We start from the raw sequence: 24,376 nt of genomic DNA on the forward strand, positions 1-24,376 counted from the left end.
GCATTGTCGCCGGGAACCCGCCAACGCGGGCCGCCCGGTGCATTGCCTGCCTCAGGCGTCCGATCCAGCCCCGCTAACTTGCGTCGCCGGGGCTGGGCAGCGGGCGCGCTGCGCCAGAAGGCTTACTTGCCGACCTTGGCCGATGCGACTTCCTTGTCGGCCTGGTCACGCGTTGCCTTGATCGACTGCGGCATGTACTTCTGCATCAGGCTGTTGACGACGTCGCGGCCAACCTGGTCTTGAACCTGGATGAACTTGCGGCCGGTCGGGCTGCGGTAGAACGTCGTCAGATCCTTGATTTCCTGCGTGCTGTAGTACTTCGCGTAGGCGTCGTACTGAGCTTGCATGGCGTCCGACTTGAAGGAGTCGGTCGCGAAGACCTGGCCTGCCGAGTCAACCAGCTTCGGCACGGCGTTCTTTTGCAGCGTCGGAACGGCAGCTTGCTTCTGCTTGTCCGTCATCGTCTTGTTTTCCGAGAGCGCGTCCGACAGGATGGCCGGGACGAGCTGCTTGGCTTGCATCTGGGCGCTGTTGCCGATTGCGCCGACGAGCTTCTGAGCGTCGATCGCGTCGAGCAGGTCCTTGATCGCGGCTTGCTTGGCCGGATCGACGGGTGCTGCGGCCGCGGCCGGTGCCTGGGCGGGCGCCTGGTTCTGGAGCGCCTGAGCCATGGCAAACGTCGGCACGAGAGCGGCCAGCAACATCACCTGCTTGAATCGTTTTTGCATCATTACTCCCTTTGAGAAATTAATCGAGCTGTGCTGCCGCGGGGACTGCGGGGCGCTTTGCGCCCGCCGGCCGGTCCGCACGGCAAACCATTCATTTACCTGACAATAGCCAAAACCTGCTAAAAGGCCCGCTCGCGCGGGCCCATCTGACGGATCACGCCTCGGCTTCGTCTTCACCCTCACCTGGCTCGCCCTCACCTTCGGCGTCCGCCTCGGCGATCTGCTGAAGCCCCGAGAGCTTGGTGCCTTCGTCAAGGCTGATGAGTGTAACACCTTGCGTTGCACGGCCCATTTCGCGAATCTCCGACACACGAGTGCGGATCAGGACACCTGTGGTCGTGATCAGCATGATCTCGGCTTCGGAGTCGACGAGCGTGGCCGCAACCACCTTGCCGTTGCGCTCCGAAGTCTGGATCGCGATCATGCCCTTCGTGCCGCGGCCGTGACGCGTGTACTCGGTGATCGGCGTGCGCTTGCCGTAACCGTTCTCGGTCGCGGTGAGCACCGACTGCTGCTCGTCGCCCGCCACGAGGAGCGCGATGACCTGCTGGCTCTCCTCCAGTTGCATGCCGCGCACGCCGCGCGCTTCGCGGCCCATCGGGCGCACGTCGTTCTCGTCGAAGCGCACGGCCTTGCCGGCGTCGGAGAACAGCATCACGTCGTGCTCGCCGTCGGTGATGGCGGCGCCGATCAGGTAGTCGCCGTCGTCGAGACCGACCGCAATAATACCCTTGCGCAACGGGCGGCTAAAGGCTTCGAGCGGCGTCTTCTTGACCGTGCCCAGCGCGGTGGCCATGAAAACAAACTTGTCTGCCGAGAACTCCTTGACCGGCAGCACGACCGTGATCTTTTCGCCGTCCTGGAGCGGGAACATGTTGACGATCGGACGGCCGCGCGAATTGCGCGAGCCCTGCGGCACTTCATACACCTTCACCCAGTACACCCGGCCGCGATTCGAGAAGCACAGGATGTGGTCGTGCGTGTTGGCGATGAAAAGCGTGTCGATCCAGTCGTCTTCCTTCATCGAAGTCGCCTGTTTGCCGCGACCTCCGCGCTTCTGGGCGCGATATTCCGACAACGGCTGCGATTTCACATAACCGGTGTGCGACATGGTCACCACCATGTCCTGCGGCGTGATCAGGTCTTCGGTGTTGAGCTCCGTGGCGTTCAGTTCGATCTTCGAGCGGCGGGCGTCGCCGAATTCGCTCTTGATCGCGGTGAGTTCGTCGGAGATCATGACCGTTACGCGCTCGGGGCGCGCAAGGATGTCGAGCAGGTCGGCAATCTGCGCCATGACTTCGCGGTACTCGCCGATGATCTTGTCCTGCTCCAGGCCGGTCAGGCGCTGCAAGCGCATTTGCAGGATTTCCTGCGCCTGCGTGTCGGACAACCGGTAGAGACCATCGGTCTGCATACCATATTGCGGATTCAGACCTTCCGGACGGTAGGCTTCACGGCCGCCTGCCGCCGAATTCTCCTGCTCCGCGCGCGCGAGCATCTCGCGCACGAGCGAGGAATCCCACGAATGGTTCATCAACTCCTGCTTCGCGATAGGCGGCGTGGGTGCCGCCTTGATGATCGCGATGAATTCGTCGATGTTCGCGAGCGCAACGGCGAGACCTTCGAGCACGTGGCCGCGTTCGCGCGCCTTGCGCAGTTCGTAGACGGTGCGCCGCGTGAGCACTTCGCGACGGTGCGACAGGAAATGATCGAGCATTTCCTTCAGGTTCAGCAGCTTCGGCTGGTTGTCCACCAGCGCGACCATGTTCATGCCGAACGTGTCCTGAAGCTGCGTCGCCTTGTATAGATTGTTGAGAATCACCTCGGGCACTTCGCCGCGCTTGAGCTCGATCACGACACGCATGCCGCTCTTGTCCGACTCGTCGCGGATATCCGAAATGCCTTCGAGCTTCTTCTCGTTCACGAGCTCGGCGATGCGCTCGAGCAGCGAACGCTTGTTCACCTGGTACGGCAGCTCGTCGACGATGACCGCCATGCGCTGGCCGCGATCGATTTCCTCGAAGTGCGTGGCCGCGCGCATCACCACGCGGCCGCGGCCGGTGCGATAGCCGTCGCGCACGCCCGCCACGCCGTAGATGATGCCGGCGGTCGGGAAATCGGGTGCGGGAATGATCTCGATCAACTCGTCGATCGTCGCCTGCGGATTCTTCAGCAGGTGCTGGCAGGCGTCGACAACTTCGTTGAGATTGTGCGGCGGAATATTCGTGGCCATGCCGACCGCGATACCCGACGAACCGTTGATCAACAGGTTCGGGATGCGCGCAGGCAGGATCAGCGGCTCGCTTTCGCTGCCGTCGTAGTTCGGCCCGAAGTCGACCGTTTCCTTGTCGATGTCGGCCAGCAGCTCGTGGCCGATCTTCGCCATGCGGATTTCGGTGTAACGCATGGCGGCGGCGTTGTCGCCGTCGATGGAACCGAAGTTGCCCTGGCCGTCGACCAGCATGTAGCGCAGGGAAAAGTCCTGCGCCATGCGCACGATCGTGTCGTAGACCGCCGTGTCGCCGTGGGGGTGGTACTTACCGATGACGTCGCCGACGATACGCGCCGACTTCTTGTACGCGCGGTTCCAGTCGTTGTTCAGCTCGTGCATCGCGTAGAGCACGCGCCGGTGAACCGGCTTCAGGCCGTCACGAACATCCGGAAGTGCTCGCCCGACGATCACGCTCATCGCGTAATCGAGATACGAGCGGCGCATTTCCTCCTCGAGGGAGATTGGCAGAGTCTCTTTGGCGAATTGATCCATTATCGATGTCTTATTTGGGCACGCGGTGTGCCAGCGCCCCGCTTCAAAGGAGAAGCGGGGTCACGAACGGTCACCGCCGAAAGCCCAGCTGTCGCATGGACGCCGCGGACGCAGCGCATCACGCGATTCTACCACGCACGGCACCCCCGCCCGCTGACTGCGTATACCTATTAGAGGGGTGAGCCCGAAGCGCTCAAAAACGCCCTGAGCGTGGCGCAAACGCCGCAGTGCGAACCAGAATCAGATGCACCGCAAACGATTTGGATGACAATGTGCCTCACACCCGCCACCCAGGCGCACTACCAGGTAAAATTGAGGGAACTTTTTTGTTGCGGGCGTACCACGTTCGACTAGCCCCGATGAAAGGGGCAGATTTTTTTTATCGTAGGACGGGAACGATATGGCAAAATGCCAACGCACAAAGTTAGACACTGCTCGAAGTCTACACAACGCAAAACGTTCCCCACAACTTGCCAATGTTATACTTCGAGCAATGTATGACTTGTCTTCGTCATATGGCTCGCAGTAAACCTGCGGTAATCTCAATTTCGAGAGGAGAAATATGAATAAACTTTCAAAGCTCGCGTTCATTGCAGCTACCGCAGTTGTGGCTGCATCCGCTCAGGCACAATCGGTGCCGGCGTCGCGACAAGCCGTCAATGACAACTGGGTGAATGGTACCGGCGAATACGTGTGGATGAACGGCACGAACGAGCTTTGCTGGCGCGATGCATTCTGGACGCCGGCCACCGCCAACGCCAAGTGCGATGGCGCCCTGGTCGCCCAGGCACCGCAACCGCCGGTCGCTCCGCCGCCGCCGGCCATCTCCAGCCAGAAGATCACGTACCAGGCTGATGCCCTGTTCGACTTCGACAAGGCCATCCTGAAGCCGGCTGGTAAGGAAAAGCTGGACGACCTGGCAAGCAAGATCCAGGCGCTGAACCTCGAAGTCGTCGTTGCGACGGGCTACACGGACCGTATCGGTTCGGCTGCCTACAACGACCGTCTGTCGCTGCGCCGTGCGCAAGCCGTGAAGTCGTACCTGGTCAGCAAGGGCGTTCCGGCAGAGCGTATCTACACGGAAGGCAAGGGCAAGCGCAACCCGGTTACGACGGGCTGCAACCAGAAGAACCACAAGGCTCTCATCGCCTGCCTCGCACCGGACCGTCGCGTGGAAGTCGAAGTCGTCGGCACGCAAAAGCAGTAATCGCGAGCTGCGACAGCAAGTCTCAAAGCCCCGCTTCAGCGGGGCTTTTTTTATCCCGCGCCTTACCCTTTTCCACCCTTATCCCCTCCTTTCATTTCGCCTGTTTTCGCGCGCGGTTTATCGTTCCTGAAAGTTTTGCCGTATGGCGTGGCATTTTGCCGCCCTGCGCACCCGCCTATATACTCGGGGTTTATTCTTTCTGACCCGCACCGCGCTTCAGGCTGCCACGACATGACGAATGCCGATCCCCACGAGCTACAGAAGTTCAGCGATCTCGCTCATCGCTGGTGGGACCCGAACGCCGAATTCAAGCCGCTGCACGAACTCAACCCCATTCGCCTTGGCTGGATCGACAGCCACGCGCATCTCCCATCCAAACGCGTGCTCGATATCGGCTGCGGCGGCGGCATCCTCTCCGAGTCGATGGCGGGGCTTGGCGCCAATGTGAAGGGTATCGACCTGTCGCGCGAAGCGCTCGGCGTGGCCGACCTGCACAGCCTGGAAAGCGGCGTCACCGTGGACTACGAGTTGATCGCGGCCGAAGCGATCGCCGCGCGAGAGCCCGCGTCGTTCGACGTCGTGACCTGCATGGAAATGCTCGAACACGTGCCGCAGCCCGCCGAAGTGGTGAAGGCATGCGCGACGCTCGTGAAGCCGGGCGGCTGGGTGTTCTTCTCGACGCTCAATCGCAACGTGAAGTCCTATCTGCTGGCCGTGATCGGCGCGGAATACATCGCGCAAATGCTGCCCAAGGGCACGCACGATTACGCGCGCTTCATCCGACCCTCGGAGCTTGCCGCGTTCGCGCGCGAGGCCGGCCTGCGGGTCGCTGAAATCAAGGGCATCACGTATAACCCGCTCACGCGGCACTTCGCGCTTTCGAACGATTCGAGCGTCAACTACATGATCGCCTGCCGGCGCGACGCCTGACCGGAAGCCCGCAACGGCGCGCCGCTGGCCGGCGCGCCCTTTCCTGCCCGACATGAACTCAACCCTCCACGCTCAACCTGCCGCGGACGGCGGCGCGGCGCTTGCCGCCTGCGACGCCGTGCTATTCGACTTCGACGGCACCCTCGCCGACACGGCACCCGACCTCGCGGCCGCCGTCAACCAGATGCGCCATGCGCGCGGCCTTGCGCCCACGCCGCTCGAGAAGCTGCGTCCGCTCGCCTCGGCGGGCGCGCGCGGCCTGATCGGCGGCGCATTCGGCATCGGTCCCGACGATCGGGAGTTCGCCTCGATGCGCGAGGAATTCCTCGCCAACTACGAAGCGAACCTGCGCGTCGAAACGGCGCTCTTCGCCGGCGTCGACGCGGTGCTCGACGACCTCGACGCGCGCGGCGTGCGCTGGGGCATCGTGACCAACAAGGTCGCGCGCCTGACCGATCCGCTGGTGAAACTCATGCACCTCGACACGCGCGCGAGCTGCGTGGTGAGCGGCGACACGACCCCCTACTCCAAGCCGCATCCCGCGCCGCTCCTGCACGCGGCCGAGGCGCTCGGCATTGCGCCGCAGCGCGTGGTGTACGTCGGCGACGACCTGCGCGACGTGCAGGCCGGCGCGGCGGCCGGCATGGCGACGATCGCCGCCGCCTACGGCTACTGCGGCAACGACGTGCCGCCCGAGCAGTGGAACGCGCAATATCTCGCCGATACCACCGCGACGCTCCTCGCCCTGCTCCAGCACATCGGCAAAGGCGCCTGAGCGAGCCGTGGCGAAGCCGCGCGGCTTTTGCGCGGCGACAAGCGGCCACCGCGCCAAGCGCCCTTGAAACGGGCGCGGTTCGCCTCATATGGCGAACTATGGGATAATCGTCCCTTCCTCTGGGGCCGACCTGGTTTCGACAGGGGTTACGAAGTAATCAGGGCATGCCGAGGACCCGTCACCTCGTTAATCAATGGGAAAAACGTAACTGCAAACGACGATACGTTCGCACTGGCAGCCTAAGGGCCGCCGTCCTCTGCCTAGTTCACTGACGGGCTAGCGTCGCAAGACCGGTAGCAATACCGCCAGAGGTCATTTACGTCAGTTAAGCCTGGGCGGCGTCACGACGCCAAGGTCGAAAATTTAGTGAATCGCCGTAGCGCAGCGTGTTCGTCCGCGTCGCTGCGGTTAAATCAAATGACAGAACTACGCATGTAGAACTGGTTATGGACTGCTTCTGGACGCGGGTTCGATTCCCGCCGGCTCCACCAGACATTCCCGCTCGTCCCCGACGAGCCGGGCGAAACCCCGCTGCCGCAAGGCAGGCGGGGTTTTTTGTTTCGGGTGTCGAGCAGATTGCCGACAGCACGGCCAGCACTCGCCCCTTCCGTACGGCCATAAAAAACTCGCGACAGCCTTTTCGGGCTTCGCGAGCTTTTCCCTCCATGCATCGCAAAAATCGCGCTACGCCGCGTTCACATCGTTAATTGTCCTGCGGGCACTGCAAATTGCAGCCATTCGGATCGCCCATATCGCCACGCTTGCGCGCCGCGGTGGGCTTGCCATGCTGATACTTGCCCGTCGGCGCCGAGGCCGCGAACTGCATCTGGGGATGCTCGTTGAACTTGAACTGATCGCTGAGGATGCCGCCGGGGACGCCGGGGGAGTTCTGTGCGAAAGCAAGGTTGAACGTAGCGAACAACGCCGCGGCCGTGGCGGCTGCGGCACCAACTTTGAGGACGAATTTCATGGGCGATCGGCGCGACGGGCGCGCATCTGAAACTTGAGAACGAATACGAACTGAAAGTATCACAAAAAGCGCCGAAGTCTGCATCGCCGCCGAATCTATCGATTGCTTTCCATTACAACGGGAGCGACTACGGCTCAGGCTTGCTGCGGGCCGCCCCACGCGGCATCGAGCTCCACCACGTGGCCGCACGCGGCCGGTTCATAGCCCTCCAGCTGCGCAACCGACGCGCGAAAGCCGGCGCCGCGCAGCAAAGAGAGGACAGTCGCCAGCGGCTCGTGCGCGAGATGACCGCGATCACACGCGAAATAGTAGTCTTCGTCGGCAATCTCGATGAAATCGAGCCCGAAATGGTGCGCCGCCGGTTCCACGCCGAAGCCCACGTCGGCCATGCCGCTCGCCACGAACGCAGCGATGGCCGAATGCGTGAGCTCCGACGACGCGTAGCCGTTCACGCGCTCGGGATCGACGCCGATGCGCGTGAGCAGCAGGTCGATCAGCATGCGCGTGCCCGAGCCCGGCTGCCGGTTCACGAAGCGGATATCGCCGCGCGCGAGGTCGGCGAGGCCCTTGACCTGCTTGGGATTGCCGCGCCCGACGAAAAGCCCTTGCTTGCGCTGCGTGAGATGGATCAGTACGTGCCGTTGCGGGTCCAGCCAGCTGCGGTAGGCATTCGCGCATGCCGCGCGAAAGTCGCCGCGCGGCAAGTGAAAGCCCGCAAGGTCGCATTCGCCGCGAGCCAGCGCGGTAATCGCGTCGGCGCTATCGCGGTACTTGATCTCCACGGGCACCTGGTCGGCGACCAGCGCCGTCACGAGCGCCGCCACCGCATAGCCGTGCGACGCATGGATGCGCAGATCCTGCGCGGCGGGCGCGAGCCAGCGGTTCAGATCGCTCGCCACTTCGCTCGCCAGCGCCTCGAGGTTGCCCTGTAGCCGCTCCCCGCACAGGCGCTGCGAGCGCAGCACGGCCTCGCCCAGTTCGGAGAGCACCGAGCCGCGCCCGCGCGCCTTCGCGATCAACGCGCCGCCCAGGCGTTCTTCCACTTCCCGCAAAACGCCCCATGCATGGCGATAGGACAAACCCCTACGTTGCGCGGCCTGCGCAATGCTGCCTTCTTCCGCGACGAGCGCAAGCAACGGCACAACGTCCGTCAGGCTTGCCTCGCGGCCGTCCGCGTCGCGCACGACCAGTTGCGCCTGGCATTCCACCTTGATCATTATGAAGTCATCCTTCCTATTGCGTCCGCCTTACCACGGGCCTATTGTTCGATCAGACAACAAGACAACCGGAGCATAGATGCACACTTTATGAATAACAAGTGCATATATGCCCAGGAGAAGCCCCACTATGGAAGAGACAACCGTGACAACCGTTCGCACGCCGGACGATCTCGTTCGGCGTCACGTGCAGCCAGGCCGCACCTTGCTTGCCGTCCTGCACGCGATCCAGGACGAAGCCGGCTTCGTGCCGTCGTCCGCCATCGCGCCGCTCGCGAAAGCGCTCAATCTTTCGCGCGCCGAAGTGCATGGCGTGATCACCTACTACCACCACTTCCGCACCGCGCCGCCCGCGCCGGTCACCGTGCAGCTGTGCCGCGCCGAAGCGTGCCGCAGCATGGGCAGCGAGGCGCTGGCGCAGCACGTCGAAGCGCATACCGGCTGCCGTTTCGGACAACACGGTCACGACGGCGAGCATGCGCATGCGCACGATGGCCCGGTCGCGCTGGAGTCGGTTTACTGTCTCGGCCAATGCGCGCTCTCGCCCGCCATGATGATTAACGGCACGCTGCACGCAAAAGTGACCCCGCAGAAGTTCGACAAGCTCTTGGCTGCTGCACTCGCCACTGTCGCCGCCGTCGCCCGCACCGAGGAGGCCGCATGACACGCGTCTATGTTCCCCGCGACTCCTCGGCGCTCGCACTCGGCGCAGATGCCATCGCCGAAGCGATCGAACGCGAAGCCGCCGCGCGTGGCGCGAGCATCGAACTCGTGCGCAACGGCTCGCGCGGCCTGCTCTATCTCGAACCGCTCGTCGAGGTCGAAACGGCCGATGGCCGCGTCGGCTACGCAAACGTCGAAGCCGACGAAGTGGCTGCGCTCTTCGACGCCGGTTTCCTGCAAGGCGGCCAGCACGCGCGCAGCGTCGGCCTCGTCGAACAGATCCCGTATCTGCGCAAACAGCAACGTCTGACGTTCGCACGCATCGGCATCACCGATCCGCTTTCCACCGACGACTATGTCGCTCACGGCGGGCTCGAAGGATTGCGCAACGCGTTGAAGATGACCGGCGCCGATATCTGCGAAGCGCTCGTCGAGTCCGGCCTGCGCGGCCGTGGCGGCGCGGCGTTCCCGGCCGGCATCAAGTGGCGCACCGTCGCGAACGCGTTTGCCGACCAGAAGTACATCGTCTGCAATGCCGACGAAGGCGATTCGGGCACGTTCTCCGACCGCCTCGTCATGGAAAGCGATCCGTACGTGTTGATCGAGGGCATGACGATCGCGGGCATCGCGGTGGGCGCCACCGTCGGCCATATTTACGTGCGCAGCGAGTATCCGCATTCGATCGCGGCGCTCGAAGAAGCCATCCGGCGCGCACGCGCGGCAGGCTGGCTCGGCGACGACGTGCTCGGCAGCGGCAAGCGCTTCGAGCTGTTCGTGGCCAAGGGCGCGGGCGCCTATGTGTGCGGCGAGGAAACGGCGCTGCTCGAATCGCTCGAAGGCAAGCGCGGCATCGTGCGCGCGAAGCCCCCGCTGCCCGCGCTCGCCGGTTTGTACGGCAAGCCCACTGTCATCAACAACGTCATCACGCTCGCCACGGTGCCGATCATCTTTGCCAGGGGCGCGGCGTTCTACAAGGACTTCGGCATGGGCCGCTCGCGCGGCACGCTGCCGTTCCAGCTTGCGGGCAACATCGCGCGCGGCGGGCTCGTCGAGCTTGCATTCGGCGTGACGCTGCGCGAACTGATGGTCGACTACGGCGGCGGCACCGCCAGCGGCCGTCCGGCGCGCGCCGTGCAGGTGGGCGGGCCGCTCGGCACCTATCTGCCCGAAAGCCAGTGGGACATTCCCATGGACTACGAAGCGTATGCGGCAGTGGGCGCGGTCGTGGGCCACGGCGGCCTCGTCGTGCACGACGACACGTCGAATCTCGCCGAACTCGCGCAGTACGCCATGGAGTTCTGCACGCTCGAATCGTGCGGCAAGTGCACGCCCTGCCGTATCGGCTCGACGCGCGGCGTCGAGGTGATCGCGAAGATCCGCAAGGGCGACACGTCGGAGAAGCAGGTCACGCTGCTGCGCGACCTGTGCGACACGATGGTGTCCGGGTCGCTGTGCGCGATGGGCGGTATGACGCCCTACCCCGTGATCTCCGCGCTCAACCATTTCCCTGAAGATTTCGGTCTCGAATCTGTCGCGCAACACGCGGCAAACGCCTGAACGAGGAACCACCATGTCCGACACGCTCATGTCCCAAGCCGGTGGTTGCGGTTCCGGCAATTGCGCCTGCAAATCAGCGGCGATGAAGCAGCGCTCGCCCTTCGACGACACCGATTTCGGCACGCCGCTGCGTCATGCCGACGTGGACGTCACGCTCGAAATCGACGGTCAAAGCGTCACGGTGCCGGCCGGCACTTCGGTGATGCGCGCCTCCGTCGAAGCCGGCATCAACGTGCCCAAGCTCTGCGCGACCGACTCGCTCGAACCGTTCGGCTCCTGCCGCCTGTGCCTCGTCGAAATCGAAGGCCGCCGCGGCTACCCGGCTTCGTGCACGACGCCCGTCGAAGCAGGCATGAAGGTGCGCACGCAAAGCGACCGCCTGCAAAAGCTGCGCCGCAACGTGATGGAGCTCTACATCTCCGATCACCCGCTCGACTGTCTCACCTGCCCCGCCAACGGCGACTGCGAGTTGCAGGACATGGCGGGCGTGACCGGCCTGCGCGAAGTGCGCTACGGCTTTGACGGCGCCAATCACCTCAAGGACAAGAAGGACGAATCGAATCCGTACTTCACCTACGACCCGTCGAAGTGCATCGTCTGCAATCGGTGCGTGCGCGCGTGTGAAGAAACGCAAGGCACCTTCGCACTGACCATCGCCGGACGCGGCTTCGAATCGCGCGTCGCGGCCGGTGCGAGCGAGGCGTTCATGGACTCCGAGTGCGTGTCGTGCGGCGCGTGCGTGGCCGCCTGCCCGACCGCCACGTTGCAGGAAAAGACCGTTGTGATGCTGGGCCAAGCCGAGCACTCGGTCGTGACGACCTGCGCGTATTGCGGCGTAGGCTGCTCGTTCAAGGCCGAGATGAAGGGCAACGAAGTCGTGCGCATGGTGCCGCACAAGAACGGCCAGGCCAACGAGGGCCACGCCTGCGTGAAGGGCCGCTTCGCATGGGGCTACGCCACGCACAAGGACCGCATCAAGAAGCCGATGATCCGCGCGAAGATCACCGACCCGTGGCGCGAAGTGAGCTGGGAAGAAGCGATCAACTACGCCGCGAGCGAGTTCCGCCGCATCCAGGCAAAGCACGGGCGCGATTCGATTGGCGGCATCACCTCGTCGCGCTGCACGAACGAGGAAACGTACCTCGTGCAGAAGCTCGTGCGCGCCGCGTTCGGCAACAACAACGTCGACACCTGCGCGCGCGTGTGCCACTCGCCCACGGGCTACGGCCTGAAGACGACGCTCGGTGAATCGGCCGGTACGCAGACTTTTGCCTCCGTCGACCACTCGGACGTGATCATGGTGATCGGCGCGAATCCGACCGACGGCCACCCGGTGTTCGGCTCGCGCCTGAAGCGGCGCGTGCGCGAGGGCGCGAAGCTGATCGTCGTCGATCCGCGCCGCATCGACATCGTCGACACCGCGCACGTGAAGGCCGAGCATCACCTGCAACTGCGCCCCGGCACCAACGTCGCGATGGTCAACTCGCTCGCGCACGTGATCGTCACCGAAGGGCTCGTCAATGAGTCGTTCGTAGCCGAGCGCTGCGAAACGCGCGCGTTCGAGCAATGGCGCGATTTCGTCTCGCTGCCGGAAAACTCGCCGGAAGCGATGGCCGAAGTAACCGGCGTGCCCGCCGAGCAAGTGCGCGCCGCCGCGCGCCTCTACGCGCAACAAGGCAATTCGGCGATCTACTACGGCCTCGGCGTCACGGAACACGCACAAGGCTCGACGATGGTGATGGGCATCGCCAACCTCGCGATGGCCACGGGCAACATCGGCCGCGAAGGCGTGGGCGTGAATCCGCTGCGCGGCCAGAACAACGTGCAGGGTTCGTGCGACATGGGCTCGTTCCCGCACGAACTGCCGGGCTATCGTCACGTGGGCGACAGCACGACGCGCGCGCTTTTCGAGGACGCATGGAACGTCGCGCTGCAAAGCGAGCCGGGCCTGCGCATTCCGAACATGTTCGAGGCGGCGCTCGACGGCACCTTCATGGGCCTTTATTGCCAGGGCGAAGACATCGTCCAGTCCGACCCGAACACGCAGCACGTGGCGGCCGCGCTTTCGTCGATGGAATGCATCGTCGTGCAGGACATCTTCCTGAACGAAACGGCGAAGTACGCGCATGTGCTGCTGCCGGGTTCGTCGTTCCTCGAAAAGGACGGCACCTTCACCAACGCCGAGCGCCGCATCTCGCGCGTGCGCAAGGTGATGCCGCCGATCGCCGGCTACGCGGACTGGGAAGCGACGATCCTGCTCTCGCGCGCGCTCGGCTACGAGATGGACTACACGCATCCGTCGCAGATCATGGACGAGATCGCGCGCCTCACGCCCACGTTCCACGGCGTCTCGTACAAGAAGATCGACGAGATGGGCAGCATCCAGTGGCCGTGCAACGAGGCCGCACCCGAGGGCACACCGATCATGCATATCGACGAGTTCGTGCGCGGCAAGGGCAAGTTCGTCATCACGAAGTTCATCGCCTCGCCGGAGAAGGTCACGCGCCGCTTCCCGCTCCTGCTCACGACGGGCCGCATCCTCTCGCAGTACAACGTGGGCGCGCAAACGCGCCGCACCGAGAACTCGCGCTGGCACGAGGAGGACCGTCTGGAGATCCATCCGGTGGACGCCGAAGACCGCGGCATTCGCGACGGCGACTGGGTGGGGATCGAATCGCGTGCCGGGCACACGGTGCTGCGCGCGCAGGTCAGCACGCGCATGCAGCCGGGCGTGGTCTACACGACGTTCCATTTCCCCGAGTCGGGTGCGAACGTCATCACCACGGATGCCTCGGACTGGGCCACGAACTGCCCCGAGTACAAGGTGACGGCCGTGCAGGTGAGCCACGTGCAGCAGCCCTCGGAATGGCAGCGCGAGTACTCGCGCTTCAACACGACCCAGCTCGAACTGCTGAGCAAGCGCGAACCGCTTACCACTTCAGGGAAATAAGGCGATGAAAGCGGACCACTTGATCGAAATGGCGAACCAGATCGGCATGTTCTTCGACTCGCTGCCCGATCGCGAGGAGGCGCTCACGGGCATCGCGGAGCACATCCGCAAGTTCTGGGAGCCGCGCATGCGCCGCACGCTGCTCGCGGCGCTCGACGGCGAGGGTGAGGAAGCGGGCTTCACGGAAATCGTGCTCGCTTCGCTCACCAAACATCGCGAGGCGTTGGCACCCGCGGCGGCTTGATCGCGCCTGATCGGCGCGAGCCGCCCCCTTGCATCACGCGCGCGCCAGCGCCGGCCGGTTCAACCCGGCGGCGCCGGCGCGTAGCCCGTTGCGGCGTACCACGTCTCGCAGTGGCGCAGCAGCGCATTGAGGTCCGACGCGGGACGCCCCCGCGCGCCGATATAGCCATCGGGCCGCACCAGATAAAACGCGGGCCGCGTGCGCCCGTACGATTCGCTGAGCGAAGGCGCGCCCTCGCCTGCCAGCGGCGTTTCGCCATTGGCGAGATCGGCGATCCACCAGACCCGCAGCGCCTGCGGAAACAAGCGCTCGACGGCTTCGACAAAGCGGTTGAGCGCGGCGGCCGCGTCCGCGCCATGTTTCGGCGCGGCATCGGCATCGTCCTCCACCAGCAGGAACAGCGAAAAGCAGGCCGGATCGTGCAGATCGAACATGCGCCCCTTGCCTGGCGCCTTGCCTAGCGGACCGTCCACCACACGCACGAAGGCGTCCGGGGCGCGTTCGCCCGCGCGCGGGCCGCCGTCCAGCACGCGTTCGAGCGTGAGCGGGCTGCGCCGGTACTGGATCGACAGCTCGCTCACCGCCTGACGCGCCGCGTCGCGCAATGGACCGAGCGCCACGAGCACCGGCATCACGCGCTCGCGCAACAGCTTGAGCGGACCGTGATCGGCTTCGACCAGTTGCGTCATGAAGCTCGTTTGCTGGAGCACAAGGCGCTCGATGGGATAGCGCTCGGCGTGGTAAGTGTCGAGCAGGCGCTCGGGCGCGCCGCGCGCATGCACGCGCGCGATCTTCCAGCCCAGATTGAAGGCCTCCTGAATACCCGTATTCATCCCCTGCGCGCCCGCCGGGCTGTGCACGTGCGCGGCGTCGCCGGCAAAGAAGGTGCGCTCCACGCGCAGTTGCCGCACCATGCGGCTGTTCACGCCGAAGTACGACGCCCACGTCATGTCCGAGACCGACACCGGATGATGCATGCGCTGCATGATGATCTCGCGGCATTCCTCCAGCGTCGGCACGGGAATCGCGCCGTCGGGCGCCGCGGGCAGCATCGCCTTGTGATCGGCGATCAGGCGGTAGCGGCCGTGGCCGAGCGGAAAGAGCGCGGCGAGCCCGTCGCCCGAGGCGAACACGTGGAACTCGTCGTCGGGCCAGGGCGTGCTCGCGCTCAGGTCGGCGAGCAGGAACGATTGCGCCATGGTCTCGCCGTCGAACTTCATGTCCAGGCGATGGCGAATGGTGCTGTGCGCGCCGTCGGCGGCGATCACGTATGCGCAGCGCAGCGACTCGATGCGCCCGTCGGGCCGGCGCACTTCCGCGCTCGCGCCCGCCGAGCCTTGTGTGTATTCGAGCAGCTCGCTGCCGCGCTCGATCTCCACGCCGAGCGTCGCGAGATGTTCGGTGAGAATGCGCTCGGTGACGGTCTGGTCGATGAAGATCAGATACGGATAGCGCGTGAAAAGCGGATCGAAATCGAGCCGCGCGCGGCGCTGGCCGTTCGAATACAGATTCGCGACATGCGCCCGGTGGCCGAGTTCGAGAAACGGCTCGACGATGCGATGCTGCTCGAACAGTTCGAGCGTGCGCGCCTGAATGCCGATCGCCCTCGAGTGGCGGCCGGGCTGCGGCGTGCGATCGATCAGCCGCACCGGAATATGCGCGCGCGCGAGACTCATCGCCGCGGCCAGCCCGGTGGGTCCCGCACCCACGATGAGCACGGGGGCGAGAGAAGATGCCACGGCCATGCAGACCTCCATGCGCTCGACACGTTACGTAGTGTATCGCCCGCGCCCCTGCCGGTCGCGCGGCAGCGCATCAATTCGCGCCCGCCATGCGGGACGAATTGCCGCGCTTTCAGCGTCTTTCAGTGGCTATGCGAATGGGTGTGCGGATTCGCGCTGGACTGGTCGCCCGGCATGTCCAGCGCGCAGCGATGCTCGCTCGTGCCGAGGTCCACCTGAAGCGTCGCGTGGCGCATGCCGAAGCGCGCGTTGAGCGTCTCGACGATGCGATCGAGCGCGGCGTCGCCGGGGTGCCCCGTCGGCATCACGAGGTGCGCCGTGAGCGCGCAGCCCGTGGTCGAGAGCGCCCACACATGGAGGTCGTGCACATCCACGACGCCCTCCTGCTGCGCGAGGAAAGCGCGCACGCTCACGATATCGACGTTCGCCGGGACCGCCGCGAGCGCGAGCCGCACCGACTCGCGCAACAGCCCCCACGTGCCGTACACGATCACGAGCACGACCACGATCGACATGAGCGGATCGATCCAGGTCCTGCCCGTCGCGAGAATCGCGAGCCCGCTGATCGCGACGGCCGCCGAAACGCCCGCGTCGGCGGCCATGTGCAGGAATGCGCCGCGAATGTTGAGGTCGTCCTTTTGCCCGCGCACGAATAGCCACGCCGAGAAGCCGTTGACCACGATGCCGATGGTCGCGACCACGAACACGTCGAGGCCCGCCACGGGCGCGGGATGAAACAGGCGGCTGATCGCCTGCGCGAGGATCGCGCCACACGCGATGAGCAGCAACGCCGCGTTGGCGAGCGAGGCGAGAATCGACGAACTGCCGAAGCCGAACGTGAATTGCGCGGACGGACGGCGCGTCGCAAGCCAGGCGGCGCCCCAGGCGAGCAGCAGGCCGAGCACGTCGGAGAGGTTGTGGCCCGCGTCGGCGAGCAGCGCGGTGGACTGCGCGATCACGCCATACACCGTCTGCACGACGACGATGACGACGTTCAGTGCGACGGCAATCGCGAACGCGCGGCCGTGACCCGCGACCGGCGCGTGATGATGGTGATGGTGGCCGTGTGCGTGCCCATGCGACGCGTGGGCGTCGGGCGCTTCGTGTGATTCGTGCGCTCCATTGGCTTCGGCCGCGCTGGCATCCGCGCTGGCATCCGAATGAGGATGGGCATGATCGTGGCCGTGCCCGGCATGCGCCCCGTCGTCATGGCGATGCCCATGCGCAGCCGTTTGCCCCCGGGCGAGCTCCTGCGCGTCTTCCGGCGCCTGAGCGGCCGCCTCGTCGAACCACACGGGCGCGTGCTCGTCCTCGCGCTCTTCGGCGCCGCCCGCCGCGTCGGCCCGCTCGCGATCGGCGCCGGTCATACGCCCTCCTGCCACTGCGTGGAAGGCTCCGCCACGTGCTCCAGCATGCCCGCGACCATCGCGCTGATGTGCGCATCCGCGGCGGCGTAGAACACCTGCTTGCCCTCACGTTCCGCGCGCACAATGCGCGCCGCGCGCAAGAGCCGCAGATGATGGCTCACGAGCGACGGCGAGTAGCCAAGCGTATCGGCGATCGCGCCCACGGCGAGCCGCTCCTGCACGCAGGCGAGCACGATGCGCAGCCGCGTAGCGTCGCCAAGCAGGCGGAACAGGTCGGCGAGCGGCACCACGCGCTCGTCGTCGGAAATCGGGGCCATAAAATTCAACATCATATATGAACAGATGTTCACATGTTAGTTCCGCAACGGAACCTCGTCAACTTCCTCGCAAACTCAACTCAAACCCAGACCAACTTCGGGAGCGCATGCGCGAGTGTGGGAAAATGCCCGCTTTGCGTCCCGAAGGTTTTGCTTCATCAGTCATGGAACAGGTTTTTGTCCGCGCGTACGCCGCACATCGCGACGGCCGGCTCGACGACGCCGAGCGCGGCTACCGCGCGACGCTCGCCGCCGATCCCGTGCACGTCGATGCGCTGCATCTGCTGGGCGTGCTGCGCCACCAGCAGGGCCAGCACGCGGAAGCCGCGGATCTCGTGCGCCGCGCGGTCGCGCTGCGTCCCGACGACGCCGCCCTCCAGCTGAACCTCGGCAATGCGCTCAAGGCGCTCGGCGAGCTGGACGGCGCGATCGAGCGCTTTCGCAACGCGCTCACGCTCGCCCCGACCTTCCCGCTCGCGCACTACAACCTCGGCAACGCCTACGCGGCGATCGGCCGCCACGAGGACGCGATGTACGCGTTCGGCCACGCCGTGCGCCTGCAACCCGGCGACGCCTCGTCGCACAACAATCTCGGCAACGCGCTGCACGCGCTCGGCCGCCACGGCGAGGCCGTCGACTCGTTTCGCCGCGCGCTCAAGATTCGTCCCGGCCACGCCGGTGCGCACAACAACCTGGGCATGTCGCTGAACGCGCTGGGTGACAGCGCGAGCGCGCTCGAACAGTTCCAGAAGGCGCTGCGCGTGCAGCCGCGCTTCGTGGCCGCGCATTTCAATCTCGCGAACACGCTCGACGCGACCGGCCACCACCGCGAAGCCGTTGCCTCGTTCGAAGCGGCGCTCGCCATGCAGCCGCGCTTCGTACCGGCCCTCTTCGGCCTCGGCAATGCGCTCGCCGCGCTCGGCCGTCACGACGAAGCGATCGGGCCCTACGAGCGCGCCATCGGCTTCGATCCGAAATTCGCGCTCGCGTGGCTCGCGCTCGGCACGGCGCACCACGCGCTCGGCCGTCATGCGGCCGCCCTGCGCGCCTTCGACGAAGCGCTGCGCGTGCGCCCCGATCTGGCCGCCGCTCACCTCAACCGGGCGCTCACGTGGCTCACGCTCGGCGACTTCCGTCGCGGGCTCCCCGAATACGAATGGCGGCTCGATCCGGCCGCGCGCGAGGAGGCGCACGCCAACGCGCCGCGCGGCGCCGGCTACGCGCCGGCCCGTGCACAGACCGCACCGGGCGCGCCGGCCGCCGAGGCAATGCCGAACCTCGCGCCCGGCGCACTGCCGCGCTGGCATGGCGAACCGCTAGACGGCCGCACGCTTTTCGTCGAAGCCGAGCAGGGTTTCGGCGACACGCTCCAGTTCGTGCGCTTCGTCCCGCTCATCGCTCAGGCGCAGGGCAACAACGCACGCGTCGTGCTCGAAGTGCAGCGCGCGCTCATGCCGCTCATCGCGCCCGCGGCCGCCGCCTGGCGCGTCACGCTCGTCGAACAGGGTGCGCCGCGCCCCGCCGCCGACCTGCACTGCCCGCTTCTTTCGCTGCCGCTCGCGCTCGGCGCGCATCTCGACACGCTGTCCGCGGGCTCCCCCTACCTGGAGGCGAGCACCGCCTACCGGCGCAAGTGGCGCGGCTCGCTGGGCGGCCAGGCGCGGCGCAAAATCGGCCTCGCGTGGTCGGGCCGCATCCAGAAACACGAAAACCGCGCAATCGCGCTCGCCGCGCTAGAACCGCTTTTCGCGCTCGAAGGCATCGACTGGATCGTGCTCCAGCCGGACCTGAGCACAGCGGAACACGCAGCGCTCGACGCGCATGCGCGTACCCGCTCGATCCATCGTATCGGCGCCAGGCTTCAGGACTTCGCGGATACCGCCGCCGTCATCGAACGGCTGGACGGCGTGGTCTCGATCGACACCTCGATCGCCCACCTCGCCGGTGCGCTCGGCGCAAAGCTCTGGGTCATGCTGCCGTTCGCGGCGGACTGGCGCTGGTTCACGGGCACGGACACGAGCCCCTGGTACCCGCGCGCGCGCCTCGTGCGCCAGCCGCGGCCGCACGCATGGGCAGAAGTCGTGGAAACAGTCGCGCGGGAATTGCGCGACGCCTGAGCGGCGGAACATCAGGCGCTCAGGCTGACAGACGAGGCGCGGCCGGCAATGCCCCGCGCCGTCTTTTCTTTCGTTGCGAATTCGATCGCAGATCCGGCCACCAATCCGGCCATGAAAGCGCAATCGATCAAACAGCCGGTGCGCCCGTTACGGCGCACCGCGCATCTCAGCACGCGTATCAAGCCGCCTTGTACTGGTTGCGCGCTTCCGGCGTGCGATAGAGCACGAGCGTCGCGATCAGGCCGCATACGCCCGCCACGCCCATCCACGCACCCGGCGCCGCCTTGTTGCCGCTCACGTGGATGAGGTACGTCGAGATCGCGGGCGTGAAGCCGCCGATCGTCGTCGCGAGGCTGTAGGCAAGCGAGAAACCGGCGGTGCGCACATCGACAGGCATGACTTCGGTGAGCGCCACGACCATCGCGCCGTTATAGCAGGCGTACAGGAACGAGAGCCACAGCTCGACCGAGAGCAAGCGGCCGAACGACGGCTCGGCCACGAGCCACTGCACGGTCGGATAGGCGGTGAGAATCGTGAGCACGGTGAAGACAATCAGCACCGGGCGACGGCCGACACGGTCCGAAATGGCGCCCGAAACCGGCAGCCAGAACAGGTTCGACAAGCCGATGCAGACGGTCACGATCAGCGTGTCGATCTCGTTCATCTTGAGCACTTCCTTGCCGAAGGTCGGCGTGTAGGCGGTGATCATGTAGAACGAAACCGTGGTCATGATGACCATGCCCATGCCCGCGATCACGACGCCCCAGTTCTGCATCATCGACGCCATGATTTCGCCGATCGACGGACGATGCTTGCGCTTGGCGAACTCCTCGGTTTCCTGGAGCGAGCGGCGAATCATGAACAGGAACGGCACGATCAGGCAGCCGATGATGAACGGCACGCGCCAGCCCCAATTCGTCATGTGCTCGACGGGCAGCAGGCGATGCAGCAGCACGCCAAGCAGCGCCGCGAACACGACGGCGACCTGCTGGCTGCCCGACTGCCACGAAACGTAGAAGCCCTTGTTGCCCTTGGTCGCGATTTCCGAGAGATACACCGAGACGCCGCCAAGCTCCACGCCCGCCGAGAAGCCCTGCAACAGGCGCCCCAGCAGCACGATGGCGGGCGCGACGATGCCGATCGTGGCGTAGCCCGGCACCACGGCCACCGTGAGCGTGCCGAGCGCCATCAGGCCGAGCGTGAGGATGAGGCCCTTGCGGCGGCCGTGATGGTCGATGTACGCGCCGAGGATGATGGCGCCGAGCGGGCGCACCAGAAAGCCCGCGCCGAACACCGACAGCGCAAGCATCAGCGAGGCGAAGGGATTGTCGCTCGGGAAGTAGGTCCGGGCGATCGCCGAAGCGTAATAGCCGTAGACCATGAAATCGTACATTTCCAGGAAGTTGCCGCTGACGACGCGGAAAACGGTCCGGGCCTTGGATTCGCTGGGAGATGCGTGGGACGCGGTGGACATGACAATCTCTGAGGAGACCGCCCCTTGAGGCCGTAGAGGCTCGCGGGTCGGGGAAAAACAATAACTTGCACGAAGGTAGGTATCGCGCGGCAATTCGCGGGCGTGCCCGGTCGGGCACTCATTATGCGGCGTGGATCCGGAGTCAGATATCGGGGTAATTCCTTAAAACATACATCTAAAAATCGCCAACTTCGCTCATTTCTTTCACTTCCACTTCAATAATCATTCGATTTTCTTTCCTTTCGGGCAAACGCGCCGCGATGGCTTCCGGATGGGGCACAATAGGACGCGGTAGGGCCCGGCGCACGGCCCCCGACGCGCGCCCTGTTTCAGACGCCCAGACGTCACCCGTCCGCATGACTCAAGCGCACACCCTGACATTGCGCCCGGCCACTGTCGCCGATGCTCCATTGCTCGCCGCCATGCACTCGGCAAGCTGGCAGGCCACCTATCGCGCCCTGCTGCCCAGCGCTTTCCTCGAGCGCGAAGTCGACGCCGAGCGCGCCGCTTACTGGCGCGCGCGCATGGAAGCGCCCGGCGGCGAGCGCCGCCTCGTCCTGATCGCCGAGCTGTCGACGGGCACGCCGGTCGGCTTCGTTTGCGTCGAACGCCAGCCGGGCTCGCCTTGGGGCGTGCTGCTCGACAATCTCCACGCGCTGCCCGCGCATCAGGGCATCGGCGTGGGCAAGCGCCTCATGCGCGCGGCGCAGGACTGGGCGCGCGCCCAGGGCGAAGCCCAGCTCTATCTGTACGTGCTCGACGGCAACACGCCCGCGATCGCGTTCTACGAACGGCAGGGCTGGACCTATTCCGGTTCGGAGCCCGACCACATGGGTGGCATCGACATCACGGCGCTGCGCTACATCTACCGCCTCGACGCCATGTAATGGCGCATGCGGCGGCGCGCCTGGCCGCCGCACCCCGTACTCAACAAGGTTGGGAGCGTTTTAAGACAATTCCGATAGAACGGCCGGAAGGGCGCCGCCATGATGTGCGACATCTGTTTGTTTTCATGCTGCGCGCCGTAGGCGACCCATCTGCGTGCGCCGCTGATGACATTGCCACCCGGCGCCGTCGCCACCGCCGGGGCTGCGAGAAATCGATGTCAACCATTCCGTTCGTTCAGGTCGAAGGTACGCTCGCGCTGCCGCATATTCGTCCGCTTGCCCGCCTGCCGGCCTCGTTCGGCAAGGAATGGGCGCTGACCGCGCCACACTTCAGCTTGCGCACCGAGCTGCGCGCGCTCTACGCCGCCATCATGCGTACGGTGTGCCTGAGCGTCGAAGCCTTTCGCGCAGCCGCCCGGTGGGACCACCTTCGCATTCCCGTTCCGATGCCGCCCGCGCCTGTTGCCGCGCCGGTTGCACCCGAACCCGCCCGCGCCACGGCCGCGCGCGCCGGCCACGCGCAGCGTACGTCCGCCGCCACCGGTCAGGCCACGCCGCCCTTCGAGCGCCGCAAGCTCACTGGCGGCGCCGTCGCAATTGGGAGTGCGGCGTTGCTCGCCTGGATCGTCGCGAGTCACACGCCTTCCGGAACGCAAACCGCATCCAGCAAGGCGGACTCGCACGCCAACGCGAGCGCGGGGCATGACGCCGCGCAACGTCTGGCGGACGCTCGCGCCGAACACGATCACGCCGTCGCGGGCGGCACGGCGCCTCAGGCCGCCGCAACCCAACCCGCAACCGCGCCTGCACCCAAAATCGCGTCGTCTATCGCGACCGCGCCTGCGCCCAAAACCGCGTCGTCTACCGCGATCGCGCCGGCGTCGACTATTGCGTTGCCGATCACCGCCAGCGAGCGCAAAGCGCCGCCAGCGAGCGCCGCGGCACGCGCACAGCGCGACTTCAGCGTACAGCCACAAGCAAAAACGGCGGCACCCGCCAGGCTGGTTCAACGCGAAAAGCTCGGCAACGACCGTGCGCTCAAACGCGCCGCCGGTCAACGCGTTGCCGGGCGCGGCACGAGCCTGCGTCACGGCGCACATGAATTCGCCCCGTATCGCGAAGCTTCGCCCGTCACGACACAACGCTCGCGCGGCTCGTACTCGCAAGCGCAGGTTTATTCGCCCCGGCAATCCAGCGCGAATCCCGTCGACGAATACGCCTCCGTCCTCACGTACGCGAACACGTACGCAACGCCGCGCGCGGCGAACCGCCCGACCGTGGCGGCCGACAGCACTGACTGGGTCAACCACGTTTCGCAGCGTCGCGTGACCGAGGTGCCGGACCGGTTCGCGAAGTAAGCCCCCGCCAGAAACGAAAAAGCCCGGCTTCGTACCGGGCTTTTTTGTGCGCCGCGCGTCGAGCGCGTAGCCAGCAAGGGGAAAACACTGCGGGAAATGCGGGGCGAAGCCGCCCCGCCGCCTAGCGTCTCGCGCCCGGCAAGCCCGCCTCCGTCGCGCGTTGCAATGCGTCCACCTGGCGCTGCAAATCGAGCAATTGCGCCTGGGCCTGGGCCTTCTGCGCATTGAGCGCGGTTGCGTCGCCCTGCACCTGGCGCTGGTAATCGTCCACGCGCGCCTGTTGCGTTCGCGCAATGGCAAGGTCGGCCTGAAGGCGGCGTGCGCGCTCCTCGGACAACGCGATCACGTGTTCGATAAACGCCTTCTGGGCCTCCAGTTGCGTGCGCCGGATTTCGACGTCGGCGAGCTGCGCGGTCTGCCGGACGAAGTCGGCGTAGATCGCCTCGGAACGTGCTTCGTCCTGCGAACGGATCACGCGCCAGAAATGCTTGTCCTGAAACAGCACGACGTAGTACGTCATCTCCGACGGGTAGAAAAAGAGACTTGCGCCGTAGCTCGCGTTATAGGTCGTGCGCAGTTCGATGAGCTGCGAGTCGTGGATGAGCTGCATCAGGGTGGCGACATCGCCCTGGGCTGCGCCGGCACTGGCCTGCTCGTCGGGCTCGCCCGCAGGCAGCAGCGCGCCGGCCGGTTGCGGCGTGAGACTGCCAAGCGACGGACGGCTGCCCGCCAGCGGCGCACGTTCGTCTGCCGCGCCGGACGCGGCGGCCATGCTGCCCGCATCGTCCGGCATGCCCGCCCAGGCCGCTGCCCCCTGCTGCAAGAGCATGAGCGCCGCGGCGCTGAGCATCACACGACGCAACGCGATTGAATGCTTCATACCTGCCTGTTCCATTCGGGATTCTCAGTAACCCTTCATTATCGCCGCGAGAAAATCTCAAAAACGACGTTTAAATTTGGATAAGCCGGAGAAGCACAAGATTCGGACGATTCCTATGTAGGAAGGACACCGAACCAGAACGGAAAGGATCCAGGCTGCGTAGGACAGCGACGAGGGAGCGAACCGTGGCGGGCCGCGCGCAGGCTGCGCGCGGCCGGACCAACGATGG

General features: G+C 65.6%; 19 protein-coding genes and 1 other RNA gene. 11 read left to right on the plus strand and 9 right to left on the minus strand.

The genetic code is table 11. The features are described 5' to 3' along the window. Positions 1–122: 122 nt before the first annotated feature. Together C7402_RS15045 and gyrA are read right to left on the minus strand one after the other, a co-directional pair. A complete protein-coding gene (locus C7402_RS15045) occupies positions 123–728 on the minus strand; it encodes a DUF2059 domain-containing protein (RefSeq protein ID WP_112171350.1) in 606 nt (201 codons plus the stop codon). Between the two features lie 154 nt (positions 729–882). Next, positions 883–3,492 carry a DNA gyrase subunit A gene (gene gyrA / locus C7402_RS15050; RefSeq protein WP_116611167.1) on the minus strand — a complete coding sequence of 870 codons (2,610 nt, stop codon included), beginning with the start codon at positions 3,490–3,492 and terminating at the stop codon, positions 883–885. A 562-nt stretch (positions 3,493–4,054) separates the two neighbouring features. Between gyrA and ompA the strand changes: the two genes are divergently transcribed. The 4 genes from ompA (at position 4,055) to ssrA (ending at position 6,895) form a co-directional block, all read left to right on the plus strand. Beyond that, positions 4,055–4,699, plus strand: a complete 645-nt coding sequence (gene ompA / locus C7402_RS15055; RefSeq protein WP_112171352.1) for an outer membrane protein OmpA — start codon at positions 4,055–4,057, stop codon at positions 4,697–4,699. Between the two features lie 231 nt (positions 4,700–4,930). Then, positions 4,931–5,629, plus strand: coding sequence for a bifunctional 2-polyprenyl-6-hydroxyphenol methylase/3-demethylubiquinol 3-O-methyltransferase UbiG (gene ubiG / locus C7402_RS15060; RefSeq protein ID WP_112171353.1), 699 nt, complete (start codon positions 4,931–4,933; stop codon positions 5,627–5,629). A 52-nt stretch (positions 5,630–5,681) separates the two neighbouring features. Continuing rightward, the gene (gph, locus tag C7402_RS15065) at positions 5,682–6,404 is read left to right on the plus strand and encodes a phosphoglycolate phosphatase (protein WP_116611168.1); all 723 of its coding nucleotides are present in this window, start codon (positions 5,682–5,684) and stop codon (positions 6,402–6,404) included. 121 nt (positions 6,405–6,525) lie between these two features. Further along, positions 6,526–6,895: a transfer-messenger RNA gene (gene ssrA, locus C7402_RS15070) on the plus strand. Positions 6,896–7,107: 212 nt separating this feature from the next. Here the strand turns inward: ssrA and C7402_RS15075 are convergent. Together C7402_RS15075 and C7402_RS15080 are read right to left on the minus strand one after the other, a co-directional pair. Continuing rightward, positions 7,108–7,374 carry a hypothetical protein gene (locus C7402_RS15075; protein WP_116611169.1) on the minus strand — a complete coding sequence of 89 codons (267 nt, stop codon included), beginning with the start codon at positions 7,372–7,374 and terminating at the stop codon, positions 7,108–7,110. Between the two features lie 134 nt (positions 7,375–7,508). Next, positions 7,509–8,591, minus strand: a complete 1,083-nt coding sequence (locus C7402_RS15080) for a substrate-binding domain-containing protein (protein WP_112171356.1) — start codon at positions 8,589–8,591, stop codon at positions 7,509–7,511. 130 nt (positions 8,592–8,721) lie between these two features. Here C7402_RS15080 and C7402_RS15085 point away from each other — a divergent pair, with 130 nt between their 5' ends. The 4 genes from C7402_RS15085 to C7402_RS15100 are packed head-to-tail and all read left to right on the plus strand — an operon-like array spanning position 8,722 to position 14,005. Beyond that, positions 8,722–9,255 carry an NAD(P)H-dependent oxidoreductase subunit E gene (locus C7402_RS15085; RefSeq protein WP_116611170.1) on the plus strand — a complete coding sequence of 178 codons (534 nt, stop codon included), beginning with the start codon at positions 8,722–8,724 and terminating at the stop codon, positions 9,253–9,255. After that, positions 9,252–10,811, plus strand: coding sequence for a formate dehydrogenase beta subunit (locus C7402_RS15090; RefSeq protein WP_116611171.1), 1,560 nt, complete (start codon positions 9,252–9,254; stop codon positions 10,809–10,811). The genes C7402_RS15085 and C7402_RS15090 overlap by 4 nt, the downstream gene beginning before the upstream one ends. 13 nt (positions 10,812–10,824) lie before the next feature. Beyond that, positions 10,825–13,761 (plus strand): formate dehydrogenase subunit alpha, encoded by a 2,937-nt coding sequence (gene fdhF, locus C7402_RS15095; RefSeq protein WP_112171359.1) that lies wholly within the window; start codon positions 10,825–10,827, stop codon positions 13,759–13,761. A gap of 4 nt (positions 13,762–13,765) precedes the next feature. Then, positions 13,766–14,005, plus strand: a complete 240-nt coding sequence (locus C7402_RS15100) for a formate dehydrogenase subunit delta (RefSeq protein WP_112171360.1) — start codon at positions 13,766–13,768, stop codon at positions 14,003–14,005. A 59-nt stretch (positions 14,006–14,064) separates the two neighbouring features. On the opposite strand, the gene C7402_RS15105 is transcribed toward C7402_RS15100, so the two are convergent. The 3 genes from C7402_RS15105 to C7402_RS15115 form a co-directional block, all read right to left on the minus strand. Beyond that, positions 14,065–15,750 carry an FAD-dependent monooxygenase gene (locus C7402_RS15105; RefSeq protein ID WP_116611172.1) on the minus strand — a complete coding sequence of 562 codons (1,686 nt, stop codon included), beginning with the start codon at positions 15,748–15,750 and terminating at the stop codon, positions 14,065–14,067. 119 nt (positions 15,751–15,869) lie between these two features. Continuing rightward, complete coding sequence (locus C7402_RS15110) at positions 15,870–17,114, minus strand: cation diffusion facilitator family transporter (protein WP_116611173.1); 1,245 nt, start codon at positions 17,112–17,114, stop codon at positions 15,870–15,872. After that, on the minus strand, positions 17,111–17,431 hold the full coding sequence (locus tag C7402_RS15115; protein WP_224045438.1) for an ArsR/SmtB family transcription factor: 321 nt from the start codon (positions 17,429–17,431) through the stop codon (positions 17,111–17,113). Before C7402_RS15115 ends, C7402_RS15110 begins: the two co-directional genes overlap by 4 nt. A gap of 164 nt (positions 17,432–17,595) precedes the next feature. On the opposite strand from C7402_RS15115, the gene C7402_RS15120 reads away from it, so the two are divergent. Continuing rightward, positions 17,596–19,548, plus strand: a complete 1,953-nt coding sequence (locus tag C7402_RS15120) for a tetratricopeptide repeat protein (RefSeq protein ID WP_116611174.1) — start codon at positions 17,596–17,598, stop codon at positions 19,546–19,548. Positions 19,549–19,726: 178 nt separating this feature from the next. Here the strand turns inward: C7402_RS15120 and tcuC are convergent, their stop codons facing one another. After that, positions 19,727–21,022: an MFS transporter gene (gene tcuC / locus C7402_RS15125; RefSeq protein WP_112171364.1), complete on the minus strand. Its 1,296-nt coding sequence runs from the start codon at positions 21,020–21,022 to the stop codon at positions 19,727–19,729. Positions 21,023–21,378: 356 nt separating this feature from the next. On the opposite strand from tcuC, the gene C7402_RS15130 reads away from it, so the two are divergent. Together C7402_RS15130 and C7402_RS15135 are read left to right on the plus strand one after the other, a co-directional pair. Next, on the plus strand, positions 21,379–21,909 hold the full coding sequence (locus C7402_RS15130; RefSeq protein WP_116611175.1) for a GNAT family N-acetyltransferase: 531 nt from the start codon (positions 21,379–21,381) through the stop codon (positions 21,907–21,909). Positions 21,910–22,124: 215 nt separating this feature from the next. Beyond that, positions 22,125–23,267 (plus strand): hypothetical protein, encoded by a 1,143-nt coding sequence (locus C7402_RS15135; RefSeq protein ID WP_116611176.1) that lies wholly within the window; start codon positions 22,125–22,127, stop codon positions 23,265–23,267. Between the two features lie 121 nt (positions 23,268–23,388). Here the strand turns inward: C7402_RS15135 and C7402_RS15140 are convergent, their stop codons facing one another. Then, on the minus strand, positions 23,389–24,147 hold the full coding sequence (locus C7402_RS15140) for a DUF2968 domain-containing protein (protein WP_112171367.1): 759 nt from the start codon (positions 24,145–24,147) through the stop codon (positions 23,389–23,391). Positions 24,148–24,376: the final 229 nt, after the last annotated feature.

It is taken from the genome of Paraburkholderia unamae (assembly GCF_003096875.1).
GTDB classification, from domain to species: domain Bacteria; phylum Pseudomonadota; class Gammaproteobacteria; order Burkholderiales; family Burkholderiaceae; genus Paraburkholderia; species Paraburkholderia unamae.

Coding starts and splice junctions, on each gene's coding strand:
- fdhF (WP_112171359.1), top strand. CDS start 10,825: ATGTCCGACACGCTCATGTCCCAAGCCGGTGGTTGCGGTTCCGGCAAT.
- C7402_RS15110 (WP_116611173.1), bottom strand. CDS start 17,114: ATGACCGGCGCCGATCGCGAGCGGGCCGACGCGGCGGGCGGCGCCGAA.
- C7402_RS15080 (WP_112171356.1), bottom strand. CDS start 8,591: ATGATCAAGGTGGAATGCCAGGCGCAACTGGTCGTGCGCGACGCGGAC.
- gyrA (WP_116611167.1), bottom strand. CDS start 3,492: ATGGATCAATTCGCCAAAGAGACTCTGCCAATCTCCCTCGAGGAGGAA.
- C7402_RS15115 (WP_224045438.1), bottom strand. CDS start 17,431: ATGGCCCCGATTTCCGACGACGAGCGCGTGGTGCCGCTCGCCGACCTG.
- C7402_RS15140 (WP_112171367.1), bottom strand. CDS start 24,147: ATGAAGCATTCAATCGCGTTGCGTCGTGTGATGCTCAGCGCCGCGGCG.
- C7402_RS15100 (WP_112171360.1), top strand. CDS start 13,766: ATGAAAGCGGACCACTTGATCGAAATGGCGAACCAGATCGGCATGTTC.
- gph (WP_116611168.1), top strand. CDS start 5,682: ATGAACTCAACCCTCCACGCTCAACCTGCCGCGGACGGCGGCGCGGCG.
- C7402_RS15120 (WP_116611174.1), top strand. CDS start 17,596: ATGGAACAGGTTTTTGTCCGCGCGTACGCCGCACATCGCGACGGCCGG.
- C7402_RS15045 (WP_112171350.1), bottom strand. CDS start 728: ATGCAAAAACGATTCAAGCAGGTGATGTTGCTGGCCGCTCTCGTGCCG.
- C7402_RS15130 (WP_116611175.1), top strand. CDS start 21,379: ATGACTCAAGCGCACACCCTGACATTGCGCCCGGCCACTGTCGCCGAT.
- C7402_RS15135 (WP_116611176.1), top strand. CDS start 22,125: ATGTCAACCATTCCGTTCGTTCAGGTCGAAGGTACGCTCGCGCTGCCG.
- ubiG (WP_112171353.1), top strand. CDS start 4,931: ATGACGAATGCCGATCCCCACGAGCTACAGAAGTTCAGCGATCTCGCT.
- C7402_RS15090 (WP_116611171.1), top strand. CDS start 9,252: ATGACACGCGTCTATGTTCCCCGCGACTCCTCGGCGCTCGCACTCGGC.
- C7402_RS15085 (WP_116611170.1), top strand. CDS start 8,722: ATGGAAGAGACAACCGTGACAACCGTTCGCACGCCGGACGATCTCGTT.
- ompA (WP_112171352.1), top strand. CDS start 4,055: ATGAATAAACTTTCAAAGCTCGCGTTCATTGCAGCTACCGCAGTTGTG.
- C7402_RS15105 (WP_116611172.1), bottom strand. CDS start 15,750: ATGGCCGTGGCATCTTCTCTCGCCCCCGTGCTCATCGTGGGTGCGGGA.
- C7402_RS15075 (WP_116611169.1), bottom strand. CDS start 7,374: ATGAAATTCGTCCTCAAAGTTGGTGCCGCAGCCGCCACGGCCGCGGCG.
- tcuC (WP_112171364.1), bottom strand. CDS start 21,022: ATGTCCACCGCGTCCCACGCATCTCCCAGCGAATCCAAGGCCCGGACC.